At 68.4% G+C, this 25690-nt stretch carries 28 protein-coding genes; 9 read left to right on the forward strand and 19 right to left on the reverse strand.

Annotated elements, in window-relative coordinates; genetic code table 11:
- Nucleotides 1-70: 70 nt before the first annotated feature.
- Together ABZ824_RS15670 and ABZ824_RS15675 are read right to left on the reverse strand one after the other, a co-directional pair.
- Nucleotides 71-544, reverse strand: a complete 474-nt coding sequence (locus ABZ824_RS15670) for a DUF1772 domain-containing protein (protein WP_356963776.1) — start codon at nucleotides 542-544, stop codon at nucleotides 71-73.
- A complete protein-coding gene (locus tag ABZ824_RS15675; protein WP_356963777.1) occupies nucleotides 541-1098 on the reverse strand; it encodes a peroxiredoxin-like family protein in 558 nt (185 codons plus the stop codon). Before ABZ824_RS15675 ends, ABZ824_RS15670 begins: the two co-directional genes overlap by 4 nt.
- A gap of 70 nt (nucleotides 1099-1168) precedes the next feature.
- Here ABZ824_RS15675 and ABZ824_RS15680 point away from each other — a divergent pair, with 70 nt between their 5' ends.
- The gene (locus ABZ824_RS15680; protein ID WP_356963778.1) at nucleotides 1169-1780 is read left to right on the forward strand and encodes a TetR/AcrR family transcriptional regulator C-terminal domain-containing protein; all 612 of its coding nucleotides are present in this window, start codon (nucleotides 1169-1171) and stop codon (nucleotides 1778-1780) included.
- A gap of 18 nt (nucleotides 1781-1798) precedes the next feature.
- Here ABZ824_RS15680 and ABZ824_RS15685 read toward each other — a convergent pair whose 3' ends face one another.
- Nucleotides 1799-2935: a GDSL-type esterase/lipase family protein gene (locus ABZ824_RS15685; protein ID WP_356963779.1), complete on the reverse strand. Its 1137-nt coding sequence runs from the start codon at nucleotides 2933-2935 to the stop codon at nucleotides 1799-1801.
- 107 nt (nucleotides 2936-3042) lie between these two features.
- On the opposite strand from ABZ824_RS15685, the gene ABZ824_RS15690 reads away from it, so the two are divergent.
- Nucleotides 3043-3516, forward strand: a complete 474-nt coding sequence (locus tag ABZ824_RS15690) for a MarR family transcriptional regulator (RefSeq protein ID WP_356963780.1) — start codon at nucleotides 3043-3045, stop codon at nucleotides 3514-3516.
- Nucleotides 3517-3519: 3 nt separating this feature from the next.
- On the opposite strand, the gene ABZ824_RS15695 is transcribed toward ABZ824_RS15690, so the two are convergent.
- The 4 genes from ABZ824_RS15695 to ABZ824_RS15710 form a co-directional block, all read right to left on the reverse strand.
- Nucleotides 3520-3840, reverse strand: a complete 321-nt coding sequence (locus ABZ824_RS15695; protein WP_356963781.1) for a hypothetical protein — start codon at nucleotides 3838-3840, stop codon at nucleotides 3520-3522.
- Between the two features lie 88 nt (nucleotides 3841-3928).
- Complete coding sequence (locus ABZ824_RS15700) at nucleotides 3929-4705, reverse strand: NAD(P)H-binding protein (protein ID WP_356963782.1); 777 nt, start codon at nucleotides 4703-4705, stop codon at nucleotides 3929-3931.
- A 93-nt stretch (nucleotides 4706-4798) separates the two neighbouring features.
- Nucleotides 4799-4969, reverse strand: coding sequence for a CGNR zinc finger domain-containing protein (locus ABZ824_RS15705; protein WP_356963783.1), 171 nt, complete (start codon nucleotides 4967-4969; stop codon nucleotides 4799-4801).
- A 313-nt stretch (nucleotides 4970-5282) separates the two neighbouring features.
- Complete coding sequence (locus ABZ824_RS15710) at nucleotides 5283-6233, reverse strand: YafY family protein (RefSeq protein ID WP_356963784.1); 951 nt, start codon at nucleotides 6231-6233, stop codon at nucleotides 5283-5285.
- Nucleotides 6234-6295: 62 nt separating this feature from the next.
- Between ABZ824_RS15710 and ABZ824_RS15715 the strand changes: the two genes are divergently transcribed.
- The gene (locus tag ABZ824_RS15715; RefSeq protein WP_356963785.1) at nucleotides 6296-7447 is read left to right on the forward strand and encodes an epoxide hydrolase family protein; all 1152 of its coding nucleotides are present in this window, start codon (nucleotides 6296-6298) and stop codon (nucleotides 7445-7447) included.
- A 120-nt stretch (nucleotides 7448-7567) separates the two neighbouring features.
- On the opposite strand, the gene ABZ824_RS15720 is transcribed toward ABZ824_RS15715, so the two are convergent.
- The 4 genes from ABZ824_RS15720 to ABZ824_RS15735 all read right to left on the reverse strand — a co-directional run bounded on the left by ABZ824_RS15720 (nucleotide 7568) and on the right by ABZ824_RS15735 (nucleotide 12590).
- Nucleotides 7568-9622, reverse strand: a complete 2055-nt coding sequence (locus ABZ824_RS15720) for a 5-oxoprolinase/urea amidolyase family protein (RefSeq protein WP_356963786.1) — start codon at nucleotides 9620-9622, stop codon at nucleotides 7568-7570.
- Nucleotides 9619-10233 carry an urea amidolyase associated protein UAAP2 gene (locus ABZ824_RS15725; protein ID WP_356963787.1) on the reverse strand — a complete coding sequence of 205 codons (615 nt, stop codon included), beginning with the start codon at nucleotides 10231-10233 and terminating at the stop codon, nucleotides 9619-9621. Before ABZ824_RS15725 ends, ABZ824_RS15720 begins: the two co-directional genes overlap by 4 nt.
- Nucleotides 10230-10982, reverse strand: a complete 753-nt coding sequence (locus ABZ824_RS15730; RefSeq protein WP_356963788.1) for a DUF1989 domain-containing protein — start codon at nucleotides 10980-10982, stop codon at nucleotides 10230-10232. Before ABZ824_RS15730 ends, ABZ824_RS15725 begins: the two co-directional genes overlap by 4 nt.
- Before the next feature lie 72 nt (nucleotides 10983-11054).
- Nucleotides 11055-12590 (reverse strand): amino acid permease, encoded by a 1536-nt coding sequence (locus ABZ824_RS15735; RefSeq protein WP_356963789.1) that lies wholly within the window; start codon nucleotides 12588-12590, stop codon nucleotides 11055-11057.
- Between the two features lie 222 nt (nucleotides 12591-12812).
- Here ABZ824_RS15735 and ABZ824_RS15740 point away from each other — a divergent pair, with 222 nt between their 5' ends.
- Together ABZ824_RS15740 and ABZ824_RS15745 are read left to right on the forward strand one after the other, a co-directional pair.
- Nucleotides 12813-13487 (forward strand): TetR/AcrR family transcriptional regulator, encoded by a 675-nt coding sequence (locus tag ABZ824_RS15740; RefSeq protein WP_356963790.1) that lies wholly within the window; start codon nucleotides 12813-12815, stop codon nucleotides 13485-13487.
- A 121-nt stretch (nucleotides 13488-13608) separates the two neighbouring features.
- Entirely contained in the window at nucleotides 13609-14586 is a 978-nt protein-coding gene (locus tag ABZ824_RS15745) for a hypothetical protein (protein ID WP_356963791.1), read from the forward strand.
- A gap of 22 nt (nucleotides 14587-14608) precedes the next feature.
- Here the strand turns inward: ABZ824_RS15745 and ABZ824_RS15750 are convergent, their stop codons facing one another.
- Nucleotides 14609-15205 (reverse strand): hypothetical protein, encoded by a 597-nt coding sequence (locus ABZ824_RS15750; RefSeq protein WP_356963792.1) that lies wholly within the window; start codon nucleotides 15203-15205, stop codon nucleotides 14609-14611.
- A gap of 863 nt (nucleotides 15206-16068) precedes the next feature.
- Here ABZ824_RS15750 and ABZ824_RS15755 point away from each other — a divergent pair.
- Together ABZ824_RS15755 and ABZ824_RS15760 are read left to right on the forward strand one after the other, a co-directional pair.
- Nucleotides 16069-17424, forward strand: a complete 1356-nt coding sequence (locus tag ABZ824_RS15755) for a hypothetical protein (protein ID WP_356963793.1) — start codon at nucleotides 16069-16071, stop codon at nucleotides 17422-17424.
- Nucleotides 17421-17993, forward strand: coding sequence for a GNAT family N-acetyltransferase (locus tag ABZ824_RS15760; protein WP_356963794.1), 573 nt, complete (start codon nucleotides 17421-17423; stop codon nucleotides 17991-17993). The genes ABZ824_RS15755 and ABZ824_RS15760 overlap by 4 nt, the downstream gene beginning before the upstream one ends.
- Nucleotides 17994-18015: 22 nt before the next feature.
- On the opposite strand, the gene ABZ824_RS15765 is transcribed toward ABZ824_RS15760, so the two are convergent.
- From ABZ824_RS15765 to ABZ824_RS15790, 6 genes are all read right to left on the reverse strand, one after another.
- On the reverse strand, nucleotides 18016-18546 hold the full coding sequence (locus tag ABZ824_RS15765) for a hypothetical protein (protein WP_356963795.1): 531 nt from the start codon (nucleotides 18544-18546) through the stop codon (nucleotides 18016-18018).
- A gap of 89 nt (nucleotides 18547-18635) precedes the next feature.
- Nucleotides 18636-19436 (reverse strand): family 1 encapsulin nanocompartment shell protein, encoded by an 801-nt coding sequence (locus tag ABZ824_RS15770; RefSeq protein ID WP_356963796.1) that lies wholly within the window; start codon nucleotides 19434-19436, stop codon nucleotides 18636-18638.
- Nucleotides 19433-20491: a Dyp-type peroxidase gene (locus tag ABZ824_RS15775; RefSeq protein ID WP_356963797.1), complete on the reverse strand. Its 1059-nt coding sequence runs from the start codon at nucleotides 20489-20491 to the stop codon at nucleotides 19433-19435. Before ABZ824_RS15775 ends, ABZ824_RS15770 begins: the two co-directional genes overlap by 4 nt.
- Nucleotides 20492-20548: 57 nt before the next feature.
- Nucleotides 20549-20875, reverse strand: coding sequence for a cupin domain-containing protein (locus tag ABZ824_RS15780; RefSeq protein WP_356963798.1), 327 nt, complete (start codon nucleotides 20873-20875; stop codon nucleotides 20549-20551).
- 184 nt (nucleotides 20876-21059) lie between these two features.
- The gene (locus ABZ824_RS15785; RefSeq protein ID WP_355074710.1) at nucleotides 21060-21560 is read right to left on the reverse strand and encodes a dihydrofolate reductase; all 501 of its coding nucleotides are present in this window, start codon (nucleotides 21558-21560) and stop codon (nucleotides 21060-21062) included.
- Complete coding sequence (locus ABZ824_RS15790; protein ID WP_355074709.1) at nucleotides 21557-22384, reverse strand: thymidylate synthase; 828 nt, start codon at nucleotides 22382-22384, stop codon at nucleotides 21557-21559. Before ABZ824_RS15790 ends, ABZ824_RS15785 begins: the two co-directional genes overlap by 4 nt.
- Before the next feature lie 108 nt (nucleotides 22385-22492).
- Between ABZ824_RS15790 and cobF the strand changes: the two genes are divergently transcribed.
- Nucleotides 22493-23236: a precorrin-6A synthase (deacetylating) gene (gene cobF / locus ABZ824_RS15795; RefSeq protein WP_356963799.1), complete on the forward strand. Its 744-nt coding sequence runs from the start codon at nucleotides 22493-22495 to the stop codon at nucleotides 23234-23236.
- A 60-nt stretch (nucleotides 23237-23296) separates the two neighbouring features.
- A complete protein-coding gene (locus ABZ824_RS15800; RefSeq protein WP_356963800.1) occupies nucleotides 23297-24166 on the forward strand; it encodes a DNA-formamidopyrimidine glycosylase family protein in 870 nt (289 codons plus the stop codon).
- A 9-nt stretch (nucleotides 24167-24175) separates the two neighbouring features.
- Here the strand turns inward: ABZ824_RS15800 and ABZ824_RS15805 are convergent, their stop codons facing one another.
- Nucleotides 24176-25684: a carboxylesterase/lipase family protein gene (locus tag ABZ824_RS15805; protein ID WP_356963801.1), complete on the reverse strand. Its 1509-nt coding sequence runs from the start codon at nucleotides 25682-25684 to the stop codon at nucleotides 24176-24178.
- Nucleotides 25685-25690 lie beyond the last annotated feature (6 nt).

Raw genomic sequence — 25690 nt, forward strand, 5'->3', positions numbered from 1 at the left:
AACACCACCGCGAGTGGCACATGGTTGCGGCGAAGCGCGAGAAGCCCTCTCCGCCATGTGCCACTGGTGGTCATGATTTCGCGGGGAGGAGAGTCGTAGAGGCGATGAGAAGGAAGGCCAGGACGGCGCAGGCGGTGCGGGCGACGTGGAAGGTTTCCCAGCGGGTGAGGATTTCGGCGTAGTCGGCGGGTGGGCCGCTGATCGCCCATATCTTGATCTTCTGGTTGATCGGGACGTTGCCCAGGCGTGTGATCAGGAACGCGGCCATGGCGAGCAGGCTTGCGCTCGCGGCGAGCAGGCGTGACCGGCCGGTGGAGCGCGCGGCCAGCACCAATGCGCTCAGAATGGTCAGGCCCATCAGTGTTTGCATGACCACGCCGTTCACGCTCATCAGCGCGGTGTGGAAGGTGAAGCGCACATCCAAAGGGACTCTGCGGAACGCGTAGAGGACATTCACCGCGCCGTAACCGAACGCTCCGGCGAGCAGCCCGCCGGGAACCAGCGCGAACGCACGTGCCACCAAGGGTCTTTCGGCGATTCTCATGCGCGCCGCTCCGCTGGGACGAGCGCGAGGAGTTCGTCGACCGACCACTGGTCGTAGACGTGCGCGCCGTGCTTCGCGGCGAGCACCCGTCCGTCGGGTGCGATCAGGAAATCGGCGGGCAGCCCGAGACTGCCGCCCTCGGGCTTGGTGGGTGGGGCGGACTGCTTTCGGCGCAAGGTCGCGTAAGCGTCGTGGGCGACACCGCGCAGGATGGCGGGCCAGCCGCGCGGGTCGAGCAGCGCGCGAGGTGAGGTCTCGACGCCGAATTCGCGGTAGAGCTTCCGGTCCGGATCGGCGATCACGTCCAGCGGCAGGTCGGCGGTGTATTTGCGCAATTCGGCTGCGCTGGAATGGAAGACGATCACTTCGCGGATGCCCGCCGCGGCGATCTCCGCGTGGCGCGTGACGATCGAGCGCAGGTGCAGGTTGCACACCGGGCATCCGGCGAAGCGCCGGAATTGCAAGTGAATCAAGCGGTCCGGGTCCGGCACGAGGACCTGGGCGCCGGAGACGGTGACCAGGGTCAGGTCGGAAACAGCGGTCGGCAGCGACATCGGGTTCCTTTCGTAGGTGTATCTTGTACGCCTACGACCAGTATGCGCGTAACGCGTACGCTGTCAATCCGTGCCCCGCCCCCGCTCGCTGACCACCGCCGATCTCGCCGCGGCGGCCCTCGCCGTGCTCGATCGAGAGGGATTGCCGGCGCTGACGATGCGCGCGGTGGCCAAGGAACTGGGCATGGCCACCATGGCCCTGTACCGCTATGTGCGCGACCGCGACGAGCTCGAGGTGCTGGTGGCGGACCAGGTGTTCGCCGCGATCGATACGTCGCTTCCGGAGGGAAGCGACTGGCGGGAGCGTGCGACGGCCCTGCTCGAGAACATCCGGGACGGGTTCTCGGCCCATCCGGCCGCCGTGCCGATCGTGCTGCGGCGTCGGCAGTCGTCGGTCGAATCGCTGCGCGTGATGGAGACGATGCTCGCCGTGCTCACCGAGGGGGGTTTCACCGGTCGCGCCCGCGTCATCGCCCAGCGCACGCTGATCGCCTTCCTGATCGGCTATCTCCAGAACAAGCACTACGCGCCGCTGCGCGGGCAAGGAACGATCGTGCTGGCCGACCTGCCCGCGGAGCAATACCCGCATCTGGCGCAGACCGCCGGTCAGGCCAAGGGCATGTCGGCCGACGACGAATTCCGTGGCGGGGTCGAGATCGTGCTGCGGGGTCTCGAGCCCTAGCGACCGTCGGGCCGTTCTCTAGCCGAAAAGGGCGGTGACATCCACCGATTCGGCCATGGCGCGAGCACCGTCGTCGTTGAGGTGCATGCCGTCGCCGCAGTCGAATCCGGGACGGATGAAGTCGGGCCGCTGCGGGTCCTCGACCGCTCGCGCCACGTCGAACACCGAATCGAAGACGTCGGTGCCGCGCAGCCATTCGTTCACGCGTTGACGGGTCGGCAACGTCTCGACGATCGGCAGGCCTTCGTAGACGCAGCCGCCGTAGGGCCCGATCGTCGCGGCGTGGATCGTGAGCCCCGCCGCGTGCGCCCGCCGCGCGAGCGTGGTGAAGCCCGCGATCAGTTCCTCGGCGGTCGCGGGCGGCTGACTCGCCATCCCGCCCAGGATGAGGTCGTTGATGCCGAAGTTGATCAGCACACTCGTCACGCCGGGCACGGCGAGCGCGTCGCGCTCGAAACGATCCAGGCCCGGCTCGCCGATTTCGTCGGTGAGCAGCCGATTCCCCGCGATGCCCTGGTTGACCACCCAGCCGTGGTCCAGTCGCGCGTTGAGGAAATCCACCGACCTGCGGTTGGCGCCGAGCGTGGTGCCGACGCCTTCGAACCACGAATCGCCGAACGCGACGGCCACCGGCGTCGCTACCGGCGCGAGCACGTCGACACCGGCGACGTAGAACCGCGCGGGCACCTCGTCGACGGTGGTGAGCGCGGCCTCGCTCGCGACGTTTCCGTCCGCGATGTAAGCGGTTTCGCCGGGCTGGTGGGAGAAGGTGGCCAGGCCGGTGGGGCCGGGCAGGTAGAGGCTCAACGCCAGATCCGCTCCCGCCGGGACGGCCAGATCGACGGGATCGCTGAGCACTTCGCCGCCTACCGGCACGATCACCTGTTCGGCCCCGTCGAACCGCAACGCGGCCTCGGTCTCGGCGACGATCTCGCTGCCGCTCTTGCGCAGGGCGACCCGGGCGGCGCCGATCGCCAGCGGTGTCTTCCCATAGCGATTGGTCAGCCGCACCCGCACCTGCGCGCCGCCGCCCGCCAAGTGCAGCACCTGGCGCACGGTCTGGTCGGTGAACGCGCGCGACTCCGCGAGTTTGATCTGCTCGTCCGGGCGGATCACCGCGGAGCGGAATCCGGCGATCCAGGCGGTCTGCGACATGGGAACCTCCAGTAGTTGACGCGAGGAATATTGCGTATGCATATTTCTACGACGACTTAATCCTCATGTCAACTATCCGCAGAGAAACATTCAGGTAGGTTTCCGGTATGGACGTGTCCGAGCTGTTCGACGATCCGCGCCTGACCACGATGGGCCTGCTGTTCGAGGCCCACGGCGGTGTGGTCGCCAAGCTGGAACAGGTTTGGAAGGCGCACGGTCTGTCCGGGCTGGATATGAACGCGCTCATGCGGCTGAGCCGTTCGCCGGGGCGGCGGCTGCGGATGACGGAACTTGCGGTGCAGACCGCGCTGTCCACCAGCGGCGTCACCCGGCTGGTCGATCGACTGGCGCGCGCCGGGCTGGTGGAACGCGAGCTCGACCCTGGGGATCGGCGCAGCGCGTACGCGGTGCTCACCGAGGCGGGCGCGGCGCGGCTCGCGCAGGTGCTGCCGGACTATCTCGCCGCTGTCGACCGCTGGTTCGTCGGGTTGTTGACGCCCGAACAGCTCGCGGCGTTGTCCGAGGCGTTGCGGATCGTGCGGGACACCGCGAACCCGGGGGCCACGTTTCGCATGGACTGAGCGTCAGGCGCTCGCGGCGAGCAACCGTTCCAGGCCGTCCAGGATCAAGTCGAGGCGGAGATCGAAATCGGCGATGCCCGAATGCTTCCCGTCGATCCCCAACTGAGCGAGCGCGTTCATGTGCGGATACTCCTCGGCTGGGATGCGCGGCAGGAACTGTTGTGCCGCAGCGACGTATTCGGCCGGTGCGCGCAGGCAGCCCACGGTGGCGTCGATGTAGCGCAGCATCGCGGGGTCGACGTTGATCGGCTGCGCCCGTCGATCGAGCGGCGCCATCCACTGGCCGAAGCAGCGGCGGCGGTGGGCCATGTCGCCGACGGGCACGCCCAGGGTAAGACGGTGATCGTCGTCCGAGCGGTGGCCGAGGCCTGGTCGCCACCGCCACCCGAGCCGGGTCGGCAGCCGGGACGGGTCATCCGGCCAGGACCGCGCCCCGGTGTTGCGCCAGGTAATCCGCCCAGGTCAGCTCGCCGACGTCGGCGCCGTCGGTCACCAGATTTCCGCCCGCGCGATAGACCCGGCCCGCCTTGCCCGGCACCCGGACGGTCAGCAACGCCCGCCGCTTGCCCAGCAGCGCCAAGTAGTCGCGGAACAGCTCGCGCATGCCGATCACCTCGGGCCCGACCAGATCCGGGACCCGCCCGGCGGGCGCGCCGACAGTCAGCTCCGCCAGCCGCGCCGCCACCTCGCGCACGTGCACCGGCTGGAGGCGCACCCCACCGAGCACCGGGAGCACCGGCGATTTCAGCATCGTGTCCACCAGCTTCGGCACGAAATCGTGGAATTGCGCGGCACGCAGCGTGGTCCACGGGATACCCGACTCCGCGATGGCCTGCTCGGCGGCGAACTTCGCGCGGAAGTACGTCATCGGGAGCAGTTCGGCGGCGGTGACCGAGATGTAGACGATGTGCCCGACGCCCGCGGCGGTGGCGGCCCGCAACAGATTCGCGGTGGCCACGTCGTCGCCCTTCGCGTCGCCCGCCAGATGCAAGATGGTGCCGACATCCGCCACCGCGGCGGCTATGCCGGTGCCGCGCAGCAGGTCTCCCGCGACGAACTCGACGCCGCCGTCCGACGGACGTTCGGTGCGGCTCAACACGCGCACGTCGGCGCCGGTCGCGCGCAGCAGCGGGAGCACTTCGCGGCCGAGGGTGCCCGTGCCACCGGTGACCAGGATCTTCGCGGTCATGACTGTCTCCGATCTCGTCGGTGCCGATGGGACGTTCCCATCGCTTCACCGAGACGACGACGTGCGGGCGCGGACTGTGACACCTGTGCCGCGTCACTCCTGGCCGCGATACCGGCGGATCCCGCTGAGGTCGCCGCAGAGTTCCATCGAGCACCAGCGGCGGCCGGGATGCGGGGCGTCGACGAACAGGCCACAGTGTGCACGATCTCTCACACCGCGAGTTCGCCCTCGCCTCCGGTGTGCACGAGGTCGAGGGCGGCGCACCAGTGCGGAAGAGGCGGCGCAGATCGGGCGGCAAGCTGGAGCCGGAGCCGCCCGCCGGGCACGGTCGCGCAGGCGGCGGGCTTCGCCGTGCCGGGCGTCGTTTGCGAGATCCAGGCCGTTGCGGCCGTGCCCGCCTCCGCCGTGCCGCCGGTGCTCTGCCGCTTGCGCTGTGCTGCCTGTGCTGTGCTGCCGGTGCTGTGCTGCCTGTGTCGTGCTGCCGGTGCTGTGCTGCCTGTGTCGTGCTGCCGGTGCTGTGCCGCCTGCGCCGTGCCGCCGGTGCTGTGCCGCCTGCGCCGTGCCCGCCTGCGCCGGGTCAGTCGGCCGCCGCGCCGAGGCGCGCGACGAGTTCGCGTAAGTGCGTGACGAGTTCCGGCGGTTCGTGCACCCGGAAGGGAAAGCCGAAGCCGGCGACGTAGATCGCCAATTCGTCCAGCGAGTCGGAACCCGTTCGCAGCACACAATTTTCCGCGTCCACCGCCTCGATCACGCCGACGGTCGGGGCGATCCGCTCGGCGGCCACTTCCGCGGCGACGCGCAGGGTGATGCGGGCCGCGTAGCGGTACGGCGCGGTCGACACGCCGCGGGAGAGATACCCGGGCAGGTCCGCGTCGGGCGCTTCGCGCGGGGTGAAGCGGGGACCGGTGGGGATGCGCGGCCGCAGGCGGTCGACGCGGTAGGTGCGCCAGTCCGCGCGGTCGACGTCCCAGCCGATCAGGTACCACCGCCTGCCCGTGTGGGCGAGGCGATGCGGTTCGGTGACGCGCAGCGAGGTGGCGCCGTCGTGCGCGCGATAGTCGAAGCGAAGGCGGTGGTGGTCGCGGATGGCCGCCGCGACAGCGGTCAGCACGTCCGGGTCGACGGTCGGGCCGCCCGCGGGCACTGCGACGGTGGCCTCATGGAGCATGCCGACACGATGGCGCAGCCGTGCGGGCAGCACCTGCTCGAGCTTGGCCAGCGCGCGTAGCGAACTGTCCTCGATGCCCGCGATGGTGCCGCCCGCCGCGGTGCGCAGGCCGAGTGCCACCGCCACCGCCTCGTCATCGTCCAGGAGCAGTGGCGGCAGCTTCGCTCCCGCGCCGAGCCGGTAACCCGCCACGCCCGGTGTCGCGTCCACCGGGTAGCCCAGCGCGCGCAGCTTGTCGATGTCCCGGCGGACGGTGCGCACGTCGACACCGAGTCGTTCAGCGAGTGCGGCGCCGGTCCAATCGCGCGGGGTCTGCAACAGCGACAGCAGACGAAGCAGGCGCGCCGAGGTTTCCAACATGGGAAAAGTCTGCCCGAAAGCTAGGGCGGAAGCTGTCCTAGGCCGGCCATACCGTCGATGACATGACCGACGAAATCACTCCGTTCCGCATCGAAATCCCGCAGCGGCAACTCGACGACCTGCGTACCCGTCTGGACGCGACCCGCTGGCCTGCCCCCCTGCCCGGGGACGACTGGGACACCGGTGTGCCGACCGCGTGGCTGCGCGAGCTGGTCGACCACTGGCGTACCGGATACGACTGGCGCGCGGCCGAAGCGCGACTCAACTCCTATCCGCAGTACACGACGGAGATCGACGGGCAGACCATCCACTTCCTGCACGTGCGCTCGCCCGAGTCCGGCGCGCTGCCGCTGCTGCTGACCCACGGATGGCCCGGCTCGGTGGCCGAATTCCTCGACGTCATCGGGCCTTTGAGCGATCCGAGGTCGCACGGCGGCGACCCGGCCGACGCGTTCCACCTCGTCATCCCGTCGCTGCCGGGATTCGGGTTCTCCGGCCCGGTCGCCGAGACGGGCTGGAGCATCACGCGGATCGCCGCGGCGTGGGCCGAGCTCATGCGCAGGCTGGGGTATGAGCGATACGGCGTGCAAGGCGGCGACATAGGAGCGGCGGTGAGCCCGGAGGTGGGCCGAACGGTGCCCGATCGGGTCGTTGGCGTGCACGTCAACGGGGCGCCGGGTCTTCCGCCGCTGCCGCGCGCGGAGGCGGAGCCGGCGAGCCTGACCGAACTGGAGCGCGATCGCGTCCGGCGGATGCATGCGTTCATGCGGGAGGAGTACGGCTACGTCGCCATCCAGTCCACCCGCCCGCAAGCCTTAGCCTACGGACTGACCGATTCTCCGGTGGGGCAACTGGCCTGGATCATCGACAAGTTCCGGGAGTGGACCCATCCACGGGCCGTCGAGCCGGACAAGATCCTCGACCGGGATCGGCTGCTGACCAACGTGATGATCTACTGGCTCACCGGCACCGCGGGCTCTTCGGCCTATGTCGGCTACGCCCAGGACGCCCCGTGGGGCGAGCCGAAGCGCAACTCCGGCGTGCCGACGGCCGTGCTGGTCTTCGCCCACGACGTCGGCATTCGTCGCTACGCCGAGGAAGCCAACACCATCACGCGCTGGAACGACGTCGATCGCGGCGGCCACTTCGCCGCCATGGAGGAACCCGCGCTGCTCACCGCCGACATCCGCGAGTTCTTCCGCGACCTGCGCTGACGAGTCGACCGGTGAGCTCCTGCGCAGAAATCCCACGCAGTTCGTAACCTGCGCTCATAACTCAATCGGTGAGCTCCTGCGCAGATAGCACACATGGTTCGCGACCTCTGCGCTCATAACTCAACCCGTGAGCTCACCAGCCGAGCGCCAGGAATTGCGTTCCGCGGTGAACGCTTCCGCCTGCTTCGCGCGGAAAGCGTCGATGGATCGGGCGTTCTCGGCGAGGAACGCCCGATACTCCGCCAGGCGGAATTCGCCGTCCTCGGCTCGCACCCGCACGTCGCCCGCGGCGAAGTCGGCGCGCAGGTCGAGCAGTTCCTCCGCTTCGACGGGATACCAGCGGATCCGGTCGAAATAACGCAGTAGCCAAGGTGTTTCGACGCCCGATGCGGCCCGGTCGGCGCCGGGGGGAACCGGGCCCGCACCGGCTCGGTGATTCCACACCTGCGTGGTGCGTCCGACGAACTGATATCCGCCCGGCCCTTCCATGCCGTAGATGCACAGATAGGCGCCGCCGATGCCGACCGCGTTCTCCGGCGTCCAGGTGCGGGCGGGGTTGTACTTCGTGGTGACCAGCCGGTGCCGGGGATCGGTGGGTGTGGCGACCGGCGCGCCGAGGTAGACGTCGCCGAGACCGAGAACCAGGTACTCGGCTCCGAACACGGTGTCGTAGACGTCCGCGACGGAAGCCAAGCCGTTCATGCGGCGGATGAACTCGATGTTCCACGGGCACCACGGCGCGTCGGCGCGCACACCGTGCATGTAGCGGGTGATCGCCTCGCGCGTGGACGGATCGTCCCAGGACAGCGGCAGATGAACGACCCGGCTGGGCACCACCAGCTGATCGGAGGCGGGCAACTGCGCCTCCGTCTCTGCGAGCAGGTCGAGCAGCGCGGCCACGGACAGCACGTGCGGGTCGACCCGGATCTGCAACGAACGGATGCCGGGGGTCAGCTCGGTCACGCCGCGCACTCCGGCGGCGAGCAGGTGCTGGTGCAGCGCGTGCACGCGGGCGCGCAGGCCCAGATCCAAGGTCATGGCGCCGTATTCGACGAGTACGCCGTCGTCGCCGGCGCGACGGTAGGTCACCGCGGTCTCGTCGTCGGCTTCGCAACGGCGCAACACGCCGTCGTCGCCGTCGCCGCCCGACGAGAACACGGTCGGCCACCCGGCCCGGCGCGCGAGCCCGAGCTCCCGGATCGAGGCCGCCCGGTCACCGCGGACCGGCACGAATCGCACGCGGTCGCCCGGCGAGAGCTGCCCGAGCTTCCAGCGGTCGGCCGCGACGACGGTGACCGGGCAGACGAAACCGCCGAGGCTGGGTCCGTCCGGACCGAGCAGAATGGGCGTGTCACCGGTGAAGTCCAGCGCGCCGACGGAATACGGGGTGTCGTGGATATTGGACGGGTGTAGTCCCGCCTCGCCGCCGTCGGTGCGGGCCCATTCCGGTTTCGGCCCGATCAACCGGACGCCGGTGCGGTCGGAGTTGAAGTGCACCTCGTAGTCGGTGCCGACGACGGTCTCGAAGTCGGCGCGGGTGAAGAACTCGGGCGCACCGTGCGGGCCCTCGGTGACGGCGAGTTCCCAGCGCCGGGTCAGCACGGGTTGCTCGTCCATCGGCACGGCCGCCGTGACGCGGCCGTGGTGGGTGCCGAGCGCGAGCGACTCTCCGGCGCGCAACGCGGCGCCGGTGCCGCCGCCGAAGCGGCCGAGCGTGAAGGTGGCTGCGCTGCCGAGATATTCGGGCACGTCGATACCGCCGGCGATCAGCACGTAACAGCGCATCCCCGGTCCGCGCACCGCGCCCACGTCCAGCACACCGCCCGCGGGCACCCGCACCGTCCGCCACTGCGGCACGGCGACGCCGTCCACGGTCACCTCCGCCGGAGCGCCGGTGACGCAGACCCAGCCCGGTGCGGTGAACCGCAGCGCGGGGCCGCCGAGGGTGCATTCCAGTCCGGCGGCGCCCTCGGCATTGCCGAGCGCGCGATTACCCAGACGGAAGGACAGATCGTCCATCGGCCCCGACGGCGGGACGCCGATGTGCCAATACCCGACCCGGCCCGGCCAGTCCTGCACGGTGGTGAGCATGCCGGGGCGAACGACCTCGATCCGGCCGGGTCGCGCGGACTCGTCCTGCGCGACCCGGGCCACCGGTAGCTCGGCGACGGTCATCGCGACACCACCATGCGCACCGGGGTCGGGTCGAAGCCGTTGCAGGGGTTGTTGATCTGCGGGCAGTTCGACACCAGCACCAGCGTGTCGATCTCGGCGCGCAACGTGACCCGTTTGCCCGGCGCGGACAATCCGTCCACGATGCCCAGCGTGCCGTCCGCCTCGACCGGAACGTTCATGAACCAGTTGATATTCGACACCAGGTCGCGTTTGCCCAGGCCCCAGCGCAAGGCCTCGGTGAGGAAGTTCTCCACGCAGGCGTGCTGGTGGCGGGTGTGGTGGCCGTAGCGCAGAGTGTTGGATTCCTGCGAGCACGCGCCCGCGATGGTGTCGTGGTTGCCGACCTCGTCGGCTACCACCGTCATCAGTGCCGTGCCCGTGTCGGTGCGCAGCACGCTGCCGGTGGTGAGGAAGATGTTGCGCTGGGCGGTGATCGTGGCCTGCGCGCTGTAGCGTTCGGAGTGATCGGCCGCCGAGTACAGCAGGCAGTCCACCGCCTGGTTGCCGTGCAGATCGATGATCTCCAGGTATTCGCCCGCCCGGACCACCGCCGACCAGGGCGAGCGGGCGGGGACGGTCTCGTCGAGCACGATGGCGCGTGCCGTGGTCATGCGGTTGCCTCCAAGGTCAGCGCGGCGGTCCAGGCTTGTTCGGTGTTCTCCAGTGCCCGTCGGTATTCCGGGTCCTCGTTGCCGGGTGCGGCGAGGTCTTCCGATGCGGCCCACGCGACGAAGTCGAGGTCGGTCGCGGGCCGGTCGTCCAGCGGATGCGCGGAGTTGGCGACCAGCACGGTGACCGGCAGGTGCACCAGCAGATCCACGGAGGAGCCGGGGGCGGCGCTGCCGGTCGAGACGAGCGCGCCATCCCGCGCGACACGCACGCCGCGGAAGAACGAGACCGTCGGCCCGATGTCCCGTGGTTCCAGGCCGTGTTTGGCGCCCGCGAGGCGCAGCGAGTGCCGGGCCTGGTCGGTGGGTCCACAGAGCGTGTCGTGGTGGCCGGAGGTGTCGGCGAGTACGGTCGCCAGCACACGGCCCTGGTCCGACAGCAGCGGGTGACCGCCGCCCAGGTACGCCTGCCACGGCACCTTGACCGTGTCGGCGACGTTCAGGCGCTCCCACGGCGCGTCGGCGCGCACCAGCAGCAGGTGCGCGCAGGCCGCGCCGTGCGGGTCGGAGAGGCGGACGCGGGTGCCGCGTCCGAGCGCGATGTTCGCGTAACCGCCCGCCGGAATCCGCTGGGCGAAGGTGATCTTCGAGGCGGGGATGTCGGCGGGGAGCGCGGGATTCGCGATCGTCGCCGCCGCGGCCTGCGCCCGTGCGTGCGCTCGTGCGCTGGAGGTGTCCGCAGTGCTTGTCACGATGATTCCTTTCGGATGCCGAATGTGGGGGAATGCGGCGGTGCCTGGCAGCGCACCGCCGCATCAAGGCGCTCAGGCCGGTTGCGGTGCGGGCTCACCCGCGGTGACGCCGCGCGACCAGCCGACCACGAAGCGGTGCACCACGACGCCGACGGCGAGCACCAGCAGCACGAAAAGCGGTGCGGCCCAGAGCATCCACCAGCCGCCGCCGGCCGGTGCGTATACCTCCGCCCGTGGCCAGGCCAGGTTCACCACCATCGCGATGCCCCAGGCCACGGCGAGCGCGTTGACCGGAATGCCGAACCGGCCCAGGCCGAACAGCCGCGCGTCGGTGCCCGCGTCCGGCAGGCCGGTGAACCGGCGGATCAACAGCGGCACCGTCACCAGCAGGTAGGCCAGGTACAGCGTGACGATGCAGACGCTGGCCAGCGTCGCGAAGATGGCGGCGTTGCCGAGATTCAGCACCAGCAGGCCGATGCCGAGCGCGCCGATCACGATCGCGGGCAGCACCGGCGTGCCGTAACGCGGGTGCACCGCGGCGAGCCTGCGGGCGAACGGCAGCTTCCCGTCCCGCGCCATGGAGAACATCAGTCGCGAGCCCGCGGTCTGGATAGCCAAGGTGCACACGGTGATCGCGACCGCCACGCACCCCAGCAGCACCTTGCCCGCCGGGCTGTCCAGCTTCGCGGTGAGCACATAGGCCAGGCCGTCGGAGGCCAGCGCGCCGTCGGACAGGCTCGGCGCGGCCATCAGCGCGCCAAGCAGCATCAGCCCGCCGCCCAGCGCCGAGACCGACAGCGCGGTGAGAATGGTGCGCGGCGCGACCCGGCGCGGGTTCTTGGTCTCCTCGGAAAGCTCACCCGCGGAGTCGAATCCGACCATGACGTAAGCCGCCATCAATCCCGACACCAGGAACGCGGCCCAGTAGGGACCCGGCGCGGCTTGGTCGGTCTCCAGTACCACGCCGGGCCCGCGCTCGGTGTGGGTGAAGAACAGCGCGATGATCGCCAGCACGCCGACGATCTCGACTGTGACGCCGATCGAGTTGATTCGCGCCATCAGGTCGATGCCGATCACGTTGATCAGCGTGGTGACCACCAGCAGGATGCTGCCCAGCAGCACGGCGTTGGTCGCGCCGGACGGCGAGGTGAGCGCGGTGTCGGTGCCGACGAGCTGGAATCCGGTCCAGATCGATGGCAGCACCACCTGCAGGGCGATCGCCGCCGCGGCGGCGGTGACGATCTGCGCGATGATCATCATCCAGCCCGCGAACCAGCCGACGAGTTCGCCGCCGAGTCGCCGGGACCACTGGTAGATGCAGCCCGAGATCGGGTAGCGCGCGGCCAGTTCGGCGAAGTTGAGCGCGACGAGGAACTGTCCGGCGAACACGATCGGCCAGGTCCAGAAGAAGGCGGCTCCGCCGAACGAATAGCCGAAGCCGAAGAACTGGAAGATCGTGGTCAGGATGGAGACGAACGAGAAGCCTGCCGCGAAGGAGGCGTAGCGGCCGAGCTTGCGGTGCAGCACGGGCTGATAGCCGAACCGGGCGAGGTCGGCGCTGTCACCGGTGAGATCGGGTGGCGGGGTCGGGGCGAGCGTGGTGGCCATGGGGTGGTCCTTCGGCGTGGCGGCCAATAACTATCAGACGACAGTTTTGCCGCCGCGATCGCGCTTTCGGTGACCTGCGTGTATCGCTTTCGAGACCTTCGGTAACTTCTGTGTTGCGGCTATTTCTATCAAGTGACAGAAAACGCACCGTGTGCCGTCGGCCAACTGAGCGCTCGACCACCGCGCCGGAGCATCCCCACGCCGACCTGCCAGAATGAACCCGTGGCAAACCTCGGGCCCGGACGGCCGCGTCTCGAACAGCGACGCAGGCGCGGATCGACGCCGCGCGCCGAGATCCTCGACGCCGCAGGCGAACTGTTCACCACCAACGGGTACGCCAACACCTCCACCCGCGCGATCGCCGACGCCGTCGGCATCCGGCAGGCCTCGCTCTACCACCACTTCGCCGCCAAGGACGACATCCTCGACGCGCTGCTCGCCGAAACCGTCGCCGCCCCGATCGAACTGGCCGAGCGACTGCGCGCGGCGTCCGAACCGGTACCGGTCCGGCTGTACGCGCTGGCCCTGTTCGACGTGCGGCAACTGTGCGCGTCGCGCTGGAATCTCGGTGCGCTGTATCTGCTCCCGGAACTGCGCACCGAGCGATTCGCCGCGTTCCGCCTGCGCCGCGACGAATTGCGCGGACATTACGAGACTTTGGCCGCCCAGGTACTCGCCGAGGTAGGCGCGGTGAGCGTGCCGGGTACGCAGTTGCTGCCGTTCCGGTTGGTGGAGACGGTGATCAGCATCCGCTCCGACGAAGGAGCCGCGCCCAGGTACGCCGAGCGCACGATCCCCGGGGCGGTACTGCGCACGCTCGGCTGGCCCGGAGATCTCGACCCGATCCGGGCCGAGGCGATTCTGCTTCTGGACCGCCTGGCAATGCCCACCCCATGAGACGGTACGGCTACCGATTGCGCTCGATCCCCCGGCTCCGATCCTGGCTGTGCAAGTAGCCCCGCACGACCGGCGGAGCATGACCCGGCGGCTCCCGCACCGCCGCCGACGGCGGTTCCGCTTGACCGAGCCCGAGAATCTTCACCACCTCTGGTGGTATTCCCTGTGCTTGCAGCCGCGCCAGATGTTCCGCGCGTTCCTGCTCGGCTGCCGCGTGTTGCTTCTCCGCTGCCGCACGTGCCTCGGCCGCCTCTCGGGCCGCCCGTTCCCCGGTGTCGGCGGCCGGTCGCTCCTGGTGCTGGTCGGGCGCTGGGAATTCCCGCGCGACCCGCTCGGCGGCCTCACGTGCAACCCGTGCACGCTCGGTTTCCGGCGCATGGGGTACTTGCCTGGCTCGTTCGGCTTGCTCCTGGACCTGCCTGGCGTGTTCGGCTCGCTGGGGTGCTTCCGCCCGGCCACGAGTGGCGCCTTCCCGAAACCGCAGCATATTCCGGAACTTCTCCGCTCGTTCACGTGCCTTGTTCGCCAGCTCCGCGAGTTTCGACCTATGCTCGCGCTGCTGCGTCTTCTGCTGCCGCGCCTTCTCGCCGACACCGGGCAATTCGAGCTGCTGGCCTCGCTCCAATGCCAGTCCACGTGCCCAGATTTCGCGAGCGTCGGCCCGCGATATGACCTGGTGCGTGAACCGATCCCCGAAATCCCGAATCAATCCTCTGATGAGTTCTTGGGCCTTACTCGATACGAACTCGCCTTCGACGGATCGCAATATATGTTGATGCACCTCACGATTGGCGAGAAGCGCACGTATTACCTTGAGCTGAGTTTCGTCCTTATCTCCCTCGATTCTGCCGGATTTCTCTTCGATGGAGCTGACTTTTCCCCGATCGTCTTTGATCTTGTCGAATCGAGTTTTACCCACGCCTTCGACGCGGTACAACCGCGACTGATGAACGTATCCGTTCTCGTGGTCGCGGAAGAACCGGTCGGTGCCGTTTTCGAATATTCTGCCGCGTTCATGGTTCCTGACCTTGTCGCGGTCTCGGTCGTATCCATCCGGCATAGCTGGACACACCCCCCGGTGTGCGTAGTGTCCTGGTGAGAAGATATAGAGAAGCGAGCCTTCACGTGCGGTTCGCGGATTCCTCTTGCCGTTTCTCTTCGTGATAGGACGCATATTCGCGCACCGCTGCGGCAATGTAGGAGAACATGCCGTCATGGTCTTCCGGGTCGTAGCCGATCATGCTGTCCACCAGCCGCCACATCACGATTTCGTCTTCGTCGTAGGTGTCGCATTCCACTGCGGGATTCACGCGCGGGTAGAAGGAATGCTCTCGGCCGAACCATTCGCAATCGAACCATCGTGCGCCCGCGAACCTGATAAAACATTCGCCGACGAAGCAGATGAAAGCGTCTACCATGTCGGCGTTCTCGGGGTCCATCGCGGTAGCCATATTCGGGAACAATTCCGCGACGATGGGGTTCAGACGCTGCACCTCCGCCGATCCTTCTGGCCACGGTTCCGAGGGAAGGCGGCTTATTCCTGCATGGTCCATGAACTTCTGGACCTGCGCCGCGCGGCGGTCCGGGTCGACCCATTTACCCCATGCGGTCTGCTCGACGGGTACGCCGAGATCCATGGTCAACTGCTCGTCATTCCCCACGCCCAGCTCCTTCTCGTCATGGCCCGAACAGGTCAGTGTCGCGCGTGCACCGGTCACGGGACAAGAACCTCATCGCTCTAAGTACAACTTCTCGTTCGGTAACCTAGGCCAGCCCTCGGCACTATCAGGGAGTATGTGCGCCGCGTCGACGTAGTGGCGTTTCCGGTGGTCTTCGATGAACGTCAACGCGGCAGTAAGGCAGGCCGTGAAGTCGAGCCGGACGCCGTGCAGGAACACCGACAGATGCACATCCGGATCGTTCGGCAGCGGGGAAGTCATCGCGCTTTGCCCCCGGGTTGCCGACTACCCGGAGCGCTACATGCCCGGATGGACTCGACCACAACCATTCCGGACGGACGAAACCGGTCCCGGGGTGCCTCTATCCAATGCCTGACAGCGCCGGACTCAGCTGTGGGCGACGGCAGTGCAACCGTGCCTCCCTCCCGGACAATCGACACGTCGAGCCGGAACATCTCCGCGAAAAGCCGTGTGTCGTCTGGAAGGTCCTGCCGCACAATGTAGGTCCACCTGTTCGAGCGAGGATGCGCCACGATCGGCCCTATCGCATCCCTGCGGCGCTGCATGACTTGCCTGACGGCCCGCCCTAGCGGAGCGGGCATGGTCAACGCTCCAACGTACGACGCGCGCATGATGATGCGCCCCAGCTCGGGCGGGTCGATCACAGCGGGCAAGTCACAAACGCGCCGGTAGAAGTGGCAGCGGGACGCGGGTGTATCCCCGAAAGGTGTGTGCTCCATCGGTTTCAGACCTCTTGGTCAGGTTGCTCGGTGTGGGTTCAACCCGGCGGCGGGGCTCTTCCAGCTTGTCCGCGCTGAGCATGTGATCCCAGGCACAGAACTCGACTCGAGGTCGTACGCTTCTCGTACGGACCGTTGGAGGCACGGGCGAGGGGCGGGTAAATGATCGTCAGCACGTGGACACGGAAAGAAGTCCGAGCGCTGCGCGAAGTTGCTTTGCGCATGACACAAGAGGAGTTCGCGGAGAAAGTCGGATTTCAGACTGCGACTGTGCAGAAGTGGGAGCAGAAGGCCACAACTGAGCGTCCGGTCAAGGGGCGGTCGGCCGAAGCGCTCGACACGGTCTACGACTGCCTCGAACCGACGCAGCGAGAGCGGTTCTGGCATCAGTTGGCAGGTGCACCTTCGCAGACCGCGAGGCATCCTGTTCTGGGCGGCGCGGAAACCTACCAGTCCGAACCGGCCAACGCTGGAGACGGTGCGGTCGGTCTGCGTGTGCGGGAAGTCGAGGACGAGGTGAAGCGGCGTGAGTTCAACAAGCTAGCCGCGGTAGGTGCTGTAACGGTGCTCATCCCGGACAGCTCCGGCCGAATCGGCATGAGTGACGTCCAGCGGCTGTTGGCCGATATCGATGCACTCGATCAGGAGGATCAGCGCACAGGCGGTGCACAACTGATCGGTCTTGCCATCGAGAAGCTGACGCACTCCCTGGACCGGCTTCAAACCGGTGAATTCGATTCCACTACTGGCAGCGCCTTCACCAGGGCGACCGGAGAACTTGCCGTGCTCGCCGGGTGGTTGGCCTACGACGCGGACCGGCACCGCCTTGCGCGCCGGTGCTTTGCTGACGCCATGGCGCTCGGCACCGAGGCAAATAATGATGATCTCATCGCACACACTTGTCTGTATGCGGCGAATCAATCCAGCTCCCTTGCGCGCGCCGGCCGAGGAGGAAGCCCGCACAAAGCACTGCAACTGTCTGATCGTGCCCGCACCTTGATGCGCGGTCGGCCACCAGGTCGGATACATGCCTTGATAGCCGTTCGTGAGGCACAGGCGTACGGAATACTCGGTGATCGAATGGCATTCGGGCGTGCTATCGCGACAGCATGGCGAGAGTTGGATCAAGCCATGCAGTCCGAACCGCTGGAAGAAGTTCCGCAGTGGCTGCGATTCGTGACTTTCTCGGAGATCGCCGACCACGAGGCTCGCGGCTATGCCGACATCGGCGACCTGCGTCGATCTGTCGAGTTGTACGCGGCTGCCGTCGATCACCCTGCGGCGATGCGTAACGCCACAATCGTCCGCGCATGGTCGGCCGCTACCAGGGCTCGCCTCGGCGATATCACCGGCGCGCTCGAGCATGGGTTCCCGGCGTTGTCAGAACTGTCTGCCATTGCATCGACACGCACACTGCGCCGTCTCGAGCCGGTTCGAACAGCAGTCGATCGGGTGTCCGCCGGTGCCGAGTTCCGCGAGTTGTACGACTCCCTGACGCGGAAGGCGGTGACCGCGTGACCGGCTTGCCGGATGGCCTGAAATTCGAGCACTGCACAGCTGCCGAAGCACGTTCGCGAAGAGAGATCGTCGAGGATGTCTACCGCCGTTCATACGTCGACGCCATCGCCTCCGGAGATCCGTTCGATTCGCCTTCGGAGTTCATGCGCCGGTTCGATTCCTACACCAGTCCTCGTGGCAGCGGATTTGCATATGTGCTTGCCCGAGTCGACGGCGAACCTGCGGGTCAAATCTGGGGGTGGCCGCTACCCCCGAACGCGCGATGGTGGAGAGGACTGCATCTCGACAGCGGCGACCTCGAGGAGTTCACCACCGAAGACGGCGCGCGCACGTTCGGGCTCAGCGAGATCATGGTGTGCGCGGAATATGCCGGGCACGGCATAGCGCGGGCGATGCATGACGAACTACTCGGTTCCCGAACCGAACAGCGCGCGACACTGCTCGTCGAGGCGGGCAACGAGCGCGCCTACGAGCGCTATCTGCGTTGGGGCTGGGAAAGAGTCGGGTGGCTTCGCCCATCGTGGCCTGACGCCCCGCGTTTCGATGTGCTGATCCGCGAGTTGCGCTGAGCCGAAAGACCAAAGATCCGGCTCAGTGCGTAGGCGGCGCGATCTGCCAATGCTCCTGCAACGCGCCCGCGATCTGCGGCAACACGGTCACCGGAATCCGCTTGCGCCGCAGGATCGCCCGGATCTCCGTCACCTGGTCGCGTTTGCGCAGGTCGTACGCTCCCGCGACCGGGCGGACCACCGGGGGAATGGACAACAGCACCAGTTCGCCGTGCGGTTCGTCGCCGCCGATGAGGTCCAGCGCCAGCGACCACCGGGCGCGCTCGTCCAGGGTGAAGCGCCCGGCCACCACGCGGTCCCACGAGATGCTGGAGATCGTCCACGGCTTGCGCCGGTAGATGGCGTGATCGGTGAGTACGACGGCGTCCCGGGTGAACAGGGCGACCAGCACCGCGATACCGACGACGGCCCCGGCCAGCAGGCCGGTGAACACCCGGTTCACCCCGAACGCGGCGACGAACGAACCGCAGATCGTGACGGTGGCAAGGATGCCGAGCACGCTGTAGAACACGGCCCGCTGCGTCGGAACGACACCCGCCCGCACCGTTGTCATCTCACCTACCTGTTCATGGCGCATATCGGGCCACCGTACCGTCTCGCGCTCCGGCCGCGCACCTGTCCGTTCCCAGATGTGACCGGCGCTCAGAGGGTCAGCGGGACCGCGGCCTCGGCCGTGTACACCAGGAACGTCAGGCTCTGCTGGAAGTACAGCTGCACCGACGTGCTGTCGTGCGACAGATAGCCGATGGACAGGTCCTGGCCGATGCGCAGATCGAAATCGCCGCCGCGGGTGGTGAGCACGATCGCGCCGTCGATGGCGGGCGCCCAGATGATCTCCCCTCCCGGGATCAGGCGCTCGATGTGCGTGCGGATCATGTGGCCGTGGTCGGAGGTCTCGCTCACCGCGGTGTACAGATCGGCGCTGAGCAGTACCGAGTACGGCCCGTCGACACCGGCAAGCCGCAGCGCGGTCAACGCCTGCGCGATCGACTCGGGGACCAGCCGGGTGTCGCTGGGCAGCGTGATCGGATCGTTGGACGAACTCGCGCGGATGCCGGTGATGTGCGCGGTCGGATAGCCCTCGAAGATCGCCCGGTCCTCGGCGAACGCCATCTTTTTCGCGGCGTCCTTCACCGGGTCCAGGTCGGCGTCCTGCGCACCGCGCTCCACGTTGTCGAGTTCCTCGCGGTCGAGCGTGAACGGCACGCGCAGTTCGACCAGCGGCGCGACCACCCGCTGACGGGCGAACACCCCGGCGTCCGGCGAGTCGATCGCCGTGGTGTGCCCGGTGCCCACCGCCGAGTAGTCGACGCCGTGCGGGCCGGACAGGTCGACGACGCGCCGGCCCGCGATGTGCCGCTTGAACGTACGCGTCGCCTCCTCCTCGATGGCCGCCCACGCCTCGGAGGTGATCGGCGCTAGTTCGCGATGGAGGTTGTTCATGACCGGATGCTCCTTTTCAACGAGCCGATACCGAGGGCGCCGTCGCCCGCGGGCGCGGCGATGCCGGGCGGATCTGCGGGACCAGCGCCGTCGGTGTCCACGGACACCACGGATTCCGCCGCCTCCCACGGGGCAGGCGGCAGATCGTCGAGGAAATCGACGGTGGGTGCGAAGAACGAGGTGCCGGTGTGGGCGACGGAGAAATCCAGGATGCGGTCGTAGGCCGCCTCGTCGGTGCCGAGGAACATCCGGGTGAGCATGCGTTCGGTGACGCTCGGCGTGGCCGCGTACGCGATGTAGTAGGTGCCGAACACGCCCTCGCGCACGCTGCCGAAGGGCATGTTGCCGCGCAGGATCTGGCGTTCGGTGCCGTCCGGATCGATCAGCGTGTTGACCTCGACGTGCGAGTCGGCTGGCTTGATCTCGTCGGGGAGTTCGAAGTCGTCCAGTTTGGTGCGTCCGATGACGCGCTCTTGCTCTTCCACCGACAGCGCGCGCCAGTCCGCCAGCGGGTGCGTGTACTTCTGCACGATCACGTAGCTGCCGCCGGTGAAGTCCGGATCCTCCTCGCCCACCAGCGCCGCCGAGTAGGCCGCGCGACCCTCCGGATTCTCCGTGCCGTCCACGAAACCGAGCAGATCGCGCTGCTCGAAGTAACGGAAGCCGACCGTCTCGTCCACGATCGTTCCCGCACCGGCCAGCCGATCGCCGATCGCCATGGCCAGCTCGAAACAGGCGTCCTGCACCTCGGACTTGATGTGGAACAGCAGGTCGCCCGGCGTCGCGGGCGCGGTGTGGCGTGCGCCGACGTAACCGGGGAACGGATGCAGCTCAGCCGGTTTCGGGCCGGCGAACAGGCGGTCCCATGCGTCGGAGCCGATCGAGGTGACGCAGGTGAGGTTCGCGCCCGGCAGGCGGAAGCCCACCGAGCGGCGCAGGCCGGTGATGTCGGCGAGCAGGTCGCGGACCGTCGCTTCGCCACCCTCGTCGATCGTGGCGACCAAGAAGATCGCGGACGGTGTGAGCGGTTCGAGGATCGGCTGCGGCTCACCCATGATCGACACCCTAATGCCCGACCGGTCCGGCCGGGCTACGGACCCGCATCGTGGTGGCTACATCGCCACCGTCAGCAGGAACGCGACGTCGTCGATCGCCTTGACGCTGTGGCGCGCCTTGGGTATCACGATCAGGTCGCCCTCGGAGCCTTTCCATTCGTTGGCGCCGCTGAGCAGCACCAGGGTGCCGCTGAGCACCTGCAACGTGGCTTCGCCGGTGTTGTCGTGTTCGGCCAGGCTGTGCCCGGCGATCAGGCCGACCACCGTTTGCCGCAGCGTATGCGTGTGGCCGCCATAGATTGTCTGTGAACTGCGCCCGCTCGTGGCGAGGGCGGCCAGCTTCAGTTGCTGGCGCGCTACCGCAGTCAGCGATTTCTTTTCCATGGACCGCCTTTCGCAGAGCACCACAGCCGGTGCCGGGCTGGTGGCAACGGCTCGAGGCGGGCGACCGGACGCGGGTCCGGCCGCCCGCATATCGAGGAGTATGCCCGAGTCCGTCGCGGCGCGGGCCGGGTTCGACCGTCCCGCCCGTGGGGGCGGCGTTCGCGGAGCCTCTTGGCGTGGCGCGCTAGGCGGGCCGCCGGGTGTAGTGCCGGATGCGGTAGCGCAGGCCGGTGGCCGAGGTGCGCCACGGCTCCGGGTCGTCGGGCCGCCACTGCGGTCCGATCGACGGCGCGAAGGCGTCGCCCTCGACCGCGGTATCGATCTCGGTGACGCGCAGGTCGGTCGCGAACTCGAGTGCGGCGCGGTAGATCTCGCCGCCACCGGCCACCCAGACCGCGTCCGGGGCGCACTTGGCCAGCGCCTCCGGCACCGACGACGCCCGCTCGGCGCCTTCGGCCGACCAGTCCGGCTGTCTGGTCACCACGATATTGCGCCGCCCGGCCAGCGGCCGGAACCGCGGCGGCAGCGAATCCCAGGTCCGTCGGCCCATCACCACGGGATGTCCCCAGGTGACGTCCTTGAAGTGCGCCATGTCCTCCGGCAGCCGCCAGGGGATGGTGTTGCCGGACCCGATCACCCCGTCCAGGGTCTGCGCCCAGATCAGCCCGACCGTCCGCTCGCTCACACCGCCACCGGGGCCTTGATGGCCGGATGGTGCCGGTAGTCGATCACCTCGACGTCCTCGTAGCGGTAGTCGAACAGCGTCGGCGCGGGATGCAGCCGCAGCGTGGGGAACGGGTAGGGGTCGCGGGCGAGTTGCTCGGCGACCTGGTCCAGGTGGTTGTCGTAGATGTGGCAGTCCCCGCCGGTCCAGATGAAGTCACCGGGCGTCAGCTCGGTCTGCTGGGCGACCATGTGGGTGAGCAGGGCGTAGCTGGCGATGTTGAACGGCACGCCGAGGAACAGGTCGGCGCTGCGCTGGTAGAGCTGGCAGGACAGCTTCCCGTCGGCCACGTGGAACTGGAAGAACGCGTGGCAGGGCGCCAGCGCCATCTTGTCCAGGTCGGCGACGTTCCACGCCGAGACGATGATGCGCCGGGAGTCGGGGTTGGTGCGCAGCGTGTGCAGCACCTGGGAGATCTGGTCGATGTGCGTTCCGTCCGGCGCGGGCCACGACCGCCACTGCACGCCGTAGACCGGGCCGAGTTCGCCGTGGGCGTCGGCCCATTCGTCCCAGATGGAGACGCCGTGCTCGCGCAGCCAGCCGATGTTGGAGTCGCCGCGCAGGAACCACAGCAACTCGTAGACGATCGACTTGAGGTGCACCTTCTTCGTGGTGATCAGCGGGAAGCCCGCCGCGAGGTCGTAGCGCAACTGGTGGCCGAAGACGCTGCGCGTTCCGGTGCCGGTGCGATCGGCTTTCTTCGTGCCGGACGTCAGCACCAGTCGCAACAGGTCCTCGTACTGGGTGTCGGGAGCCGATGCCGGATCGAGCGCGTCATGAGCCACGTCTGGCAACTCTAGTCTTCGTGCTCGCACCCTCGGCGAGCCGATCGGGCGCGTCCCGGGCCACGCCTGACGACGGTGGCCCGCCGCGGCCCTGGCAAGCTCGAGCCCATGCGCAAGCTCTACGTGATCGGCATCGGTGCAGGCGACCCCGACCAGGTCACCGTGCAGGCGGTCAAGGCGATGCGGCAGGTCGAGACGTTCTTCGTCATCGGCAAGGGGGAGGCCAAGCGGGAACTGGTCGACGTGCGGACGGCGATCCTGGCCGAACACATGGATCGGCCGTACCGGATCGTGCCGATCGCCGACCCGCCGCGGGACCGCACGCCCGCCGACTACGTGGACGTGGTCGACGACTGGCACGATCGCCGCTCGGCACTGCTGGAATCGGCGTTCGCCGCGGCCGACGGCGTCGGCGGCATCCTGGTCTGGGGTGATCCCGCGCTCTACGACAGCACGCTGCGGATGATCGAGCGGGTGCTCGCCCGCGGCGTGGTGCGTTTCGACTACGAGGTGATTCCCGGCATCACCAGCGCGCAGGCGCTGGCCGCCCGGCATCGGATCGTGCTGCACGGCATCGGTGAGCCGGTACGCATCACCACCGGCCGTCGCCTGCGCGACGAGGGACTCGGCGCGGAGAACGCCTTGGTGATGTTGGACGGCGACTGCTCGTTCACCACGATTTCGGCCCCCGACGCGCACATCTGGTGGGGCGCCTACCTCGGCATGCCGGACGAGACGTTGATCGAGGGGCCGCTGTCGGAGGTGAGCGAGGAGATCGTGCGCCGCCGCGCCGAGCTGCGCGACCGGAAGGGCTGGATCATGGACATCTATCTGCTGCGCCGCGGGGAGTGATCCGCCCGCTGCCGTGCGCGAACCGGCAGGTTGTCGGTAGGGCTGGGTAGTCTGAACCCCGTGCCTGAGCTACCGGAAGTGGAGGCGTTGGCTCAGTTCCTCCGGGAGCATGCGGTCGGCGCCGTGGTCGGCCGCGTCGACGTGGCCGCGTTGAGCGCAGTCAAAACGTTCGAGCCCCCCGTCACCGCACTGTCCGGTCGAGATGTCACCGGCGCGGGGCGCTGGGGCAAATTCCTCGGCATGGAATGCGACGGGCTGTGGCTGGTCACGCACCTGTCGCGGGGTGGATGGCTGCGCTGGATCGATGAGCCGAGCCCGACGCCGCCCAAGCCGGGCGGCAAGAGCCCGCTGGCGCTGCGGGTGCACTTCTTCACGCCCGAAGGGGCGACACCCGCGTTCGACCTCACCGAGGCCGGCACGAAGAAGCGGCTCGCGGTGTACGTGGTGGCGGACCCGAAGGCGGTGCCCGGTATCGCGCGCCTGGGCCCCGACGCGCTGGAGGTGACCGAGGCGCAGTTCGCCGAGATCCTGCACGGCACCTCCCAGCGGATCAAGTCCGCGCTCGTGGACCAGGCGCTGCTGGCGGGCGTCGGCAACGCCTACTCCGACGAGATCCTGCACACGGCGCGGATCTCGCCGTTCGCGAACACCAAGACCCTTCCGGCGGACAAGGTGGCCGAGCTGTACACCGCCATGCGCACCGTGCTCACCGACGCGGTGCGGCGCTCGGTCGGACAGGACGCCGCCCGCCTCAAAGGCGAGAAGCGCTCCGGTATGCGGGTGCACGCGCGGACCGGGCAACCCTGCCCGGTCTGCGGCGACACGGTCCGCGAGGTCTCCTACGCCGAACGGTCCTTCCAGTACTGCCCGACCTGTCAGACCGGCGGCAAGATCCTCGCGGACCGGCGGATGTCGCGCTTGCTGAAGTAGCGGCCCGGCTCAGGTCAGCGTCGGGACCTCGACGCCCTGCCACGCGAGTCGTTTCGCCCGGTCCGGGTCGTGTTCCACGCGCGTGGGGTAGTCGATGATCAGGGTTGACCTGCGTGCCTCCGTGTAAGCGGGCCAGGACGGCAGCGGAGCTCCGGTGCGGGCGAAAGCAAGCCAGTTGTCCTGGAACTGTTCGGTGACCGCCCGCAGCCCGCGTCTGCCGCCCGCGGCGGTGAAGGCCCGGCCGATCGGCGTATCCGTCACGCCGAAGACCGGAATGAGATCGGTCGCGTGCGTGGCGCCGATCCCGGCGAGTTGCAGGGCGCGCGGGGCGAAGTCGTAGCGGTAGGCGTAGGTAGGCGCGTGCCTGCTGTGCCCTTCCATGACCGTCACCGAGGGACGCCAGAAGGTGTAGTCGCCGCCCGCTCGCACCGCGGCCTTCGGCTGGGGATAGCCGGGATACGCCGCGGCGATCCTGGACTCGGCCTCGGTGGAGTTACCGAGCGCCGAGCGCAGCCGGTCCGGGGTGGTGGGCAGTTCGTCGGCGAACCTGGCGAACAGCGTGCCCTCGTCCCGGTTGGTGCCGATGATCAGCGGCACCCGGTGCGCGGAGCCGTCGGTGATCGCGTCGACCGGGGAAACCGGCAGGAACTCGCCGTCAACGACCGGGCACACCGGAAACGCGCCGGGCTGTTCCCGCACCACCTGCGCGATGGTGCGATCGACCGCGCGGCGGATGTCGTTTGCGCCCGCAGTTCGCAGGGCGGTGTGCGCGGTGTCCGGCGTAGCGCCCAGCGCGGCGACGCAGCGGCGCGCGAAGCCGCGGGCTTCCTCGGCGGTCACTGCCCAGTCCGCGGGTGGGCTCTGGGAAATGGCCTGATGGAAAAGCCCTTTGGCCTTCGGTGTGGCCAGGAGACCGAGTACGGCGTGCGCCCCGGCCGACTCGCCGAAGATCGTCACGTTGCCCGGATCGCCGCCGAAGGCCGCGATATTGGTGCGCACCCACTCCAATGCGGCGAGCTGGTCACGCAAGCCGAGGTTGGAGTCGAACGGTTCCTGCGCGGTGCCGAATTCGCTGAAGTCGACGTAGCCGAACGCACCCAGCCGGTAGTTCAGCGAGACCACCACCACATCGCCACGCAGTGCCAGTCGCGCGCCGGAGTACAGCCCGAGCGCGGAGGTTCCGATGAGATAGCCGCCGCCGTGGATGAACACCAGCACCGGGCGCGGGCTCGCTGCCGGTGTCGCGGGCATGGTGACATTGAGTGTCAACGCGTCCTCGCTGGTCGGCTGATAGGCGCGCGGCCCGATCCGCGCCCCGGAGCGATGCTGCATCGCCGCGGAGGTGAAGTCCGTCGCCGCCCGAACGCCGGACCAGGGTTCGACCGGCTGCGGAGCGCGAAACCGCAGGTCTCCGATGGGAGGAGCCGCGTAGGGAATGGACCGCCAGCGCAGGACGCGGCGGCCCCTGCGACCGCGGACGACTCCGTCGGCGGTCGCGATATCCATTGTTGCCACCATTTAGAA

Origin of the sequence: Nocardia sp. NPDC047038, from assembly GCF_040644075.1 — a bacterium.
Taxonomy (GTDB): Bacteria; Actinomycetota; Actinomycetes; order Mycobacteriales; family Mycobacteriaceae; genus Nocardia; species Nocardia sichangensis.

Excerpts from the sequence above, each read along its gene's own strand:
- ABZ824_RS15710 (WP_356963784.1), bottom strand. The coding sequence starts at position 6,233 with ATGTTGGAAACCTCGGCGCGCCTGCTTCGTCTGCTGTCGCTGTTGCAG.
- cobF (WP_356963799.1), top strand. The coding sequence starts at position 22,493 with ATGCGCAAGCTCTACGTGATCGGCATCGGTGCAGGCGACCCCGACCAG.
- ABZ824_RS15770 (WP_356963796.1), bottom strand. The coding sequence starts at position 19,436 with ATGAACAACCTCCATCGCGAACTAGCGCCGATCACCTCCGAGGCGTGG.
- ABZ824_RS15775 (WP_356963797.1), bottom strand. The coding sequence starts at position 20,491 with ATGGGTGAGCCGCAGCCGATCCTCGAACCGCTCACACCGTCCGCGATC.
- ABZ824_RS15700 (WP_356963782.1), bottom strand. The coding sequence starts at position 4,705 with ATGACCGCGAAGATCCTGGTCACCGGTGGCACGGGCACCCTCGGCCGC.
- ABZ824_RS15765 (WP_356963795.1), bottom strand. The coding sequence starts at position 18,546 with ATGACAACGGTGCGGGCGGGTGTCGTTCCGACGCAGCGGGCCGTGTTC.
- ABZ824_RS15755 (WP_356963793.1), top strand. The coding sequence starts at position 16,069 with ATGATCGTCAGCACGTGGACACGGAAAGAAGTCCGAGCGCTGCGCGAA.
- ABZ824_RS15780 (WP_356963798.1), bottom strand. The coding sequence starts at position 20,875 with ATGGAAAAGAAATCGCTGACTGCGGTAGCGCGCCAGCAACTGAAGCTG.
- ABZ824_RS15720 (WP_356963786.1), bottom strand. The coding sequence starts at position 9,622 with ATGACCGTCGCCGAGCTACCGGTGGCCCGGGTCGCGCAGGACGAGTCC.
- ABZ824_RS15805 (WP_356963801.1), bottom strand. The coding sequence starts at position 25,684 with ATGGTGGCAACAATGGATATCGCGACCGCCGACGGAGTCGTCCGCGGT.
- ABZ824_RS15735 (WP_356963789.1), bottom strand. The coding sequence starts at position 12,590 with ATGGCCACCACGCTCGCCCCGACCCCGCCACCCGATCTCACCGGTGAC.
- ABZ824_RS15670 (WP_356963776.1), bottom strand. The coding sequence starts at position 544 with ATGAGAATCGCCGAAAGACCCTTGGTGGCACGTGCGTTCGCGCTGGTT.
- ABZ824_RS15715 (WP_356963785.1), top strand. The coding sequence starts at position 6,296 with ATGACCGACGAAATCACTCCGTTCCGCATCGAAATCCCGCAGCGGCAA.
- ABZ824_RS15725 (WP_356963787.1), bottom strand. The coding sequence starts at position 10,233 with ATGACCACGGCACGCGCCATCGTGCTCGACGAGACCGTCCCCGCCCGC.
- ABZ824_RS15675 (WP_356963777.1), bottom strand. The coding sequence starts at position 1,098 with ATGTCGCTGCCGACCGCTGTTTCCGACCTGACCCTGGTCACCGTCTCC.
- ABZ824_RS15690 (WP_356963780.1), top strand. The coding sequence starts at position 3,043 with ATGGACGTGTCCGAGCTGTTCGACGATCCGCGCCTGACCACGATGGGC.
- ABZ824_RS15685 (WP_356963779.1), bottom strand. The coding sequence starts at position 2,935 with ATGTCGCAGACCGCCTGGATCGCCGGATTCCGCTCCGCGGTGATCCGC.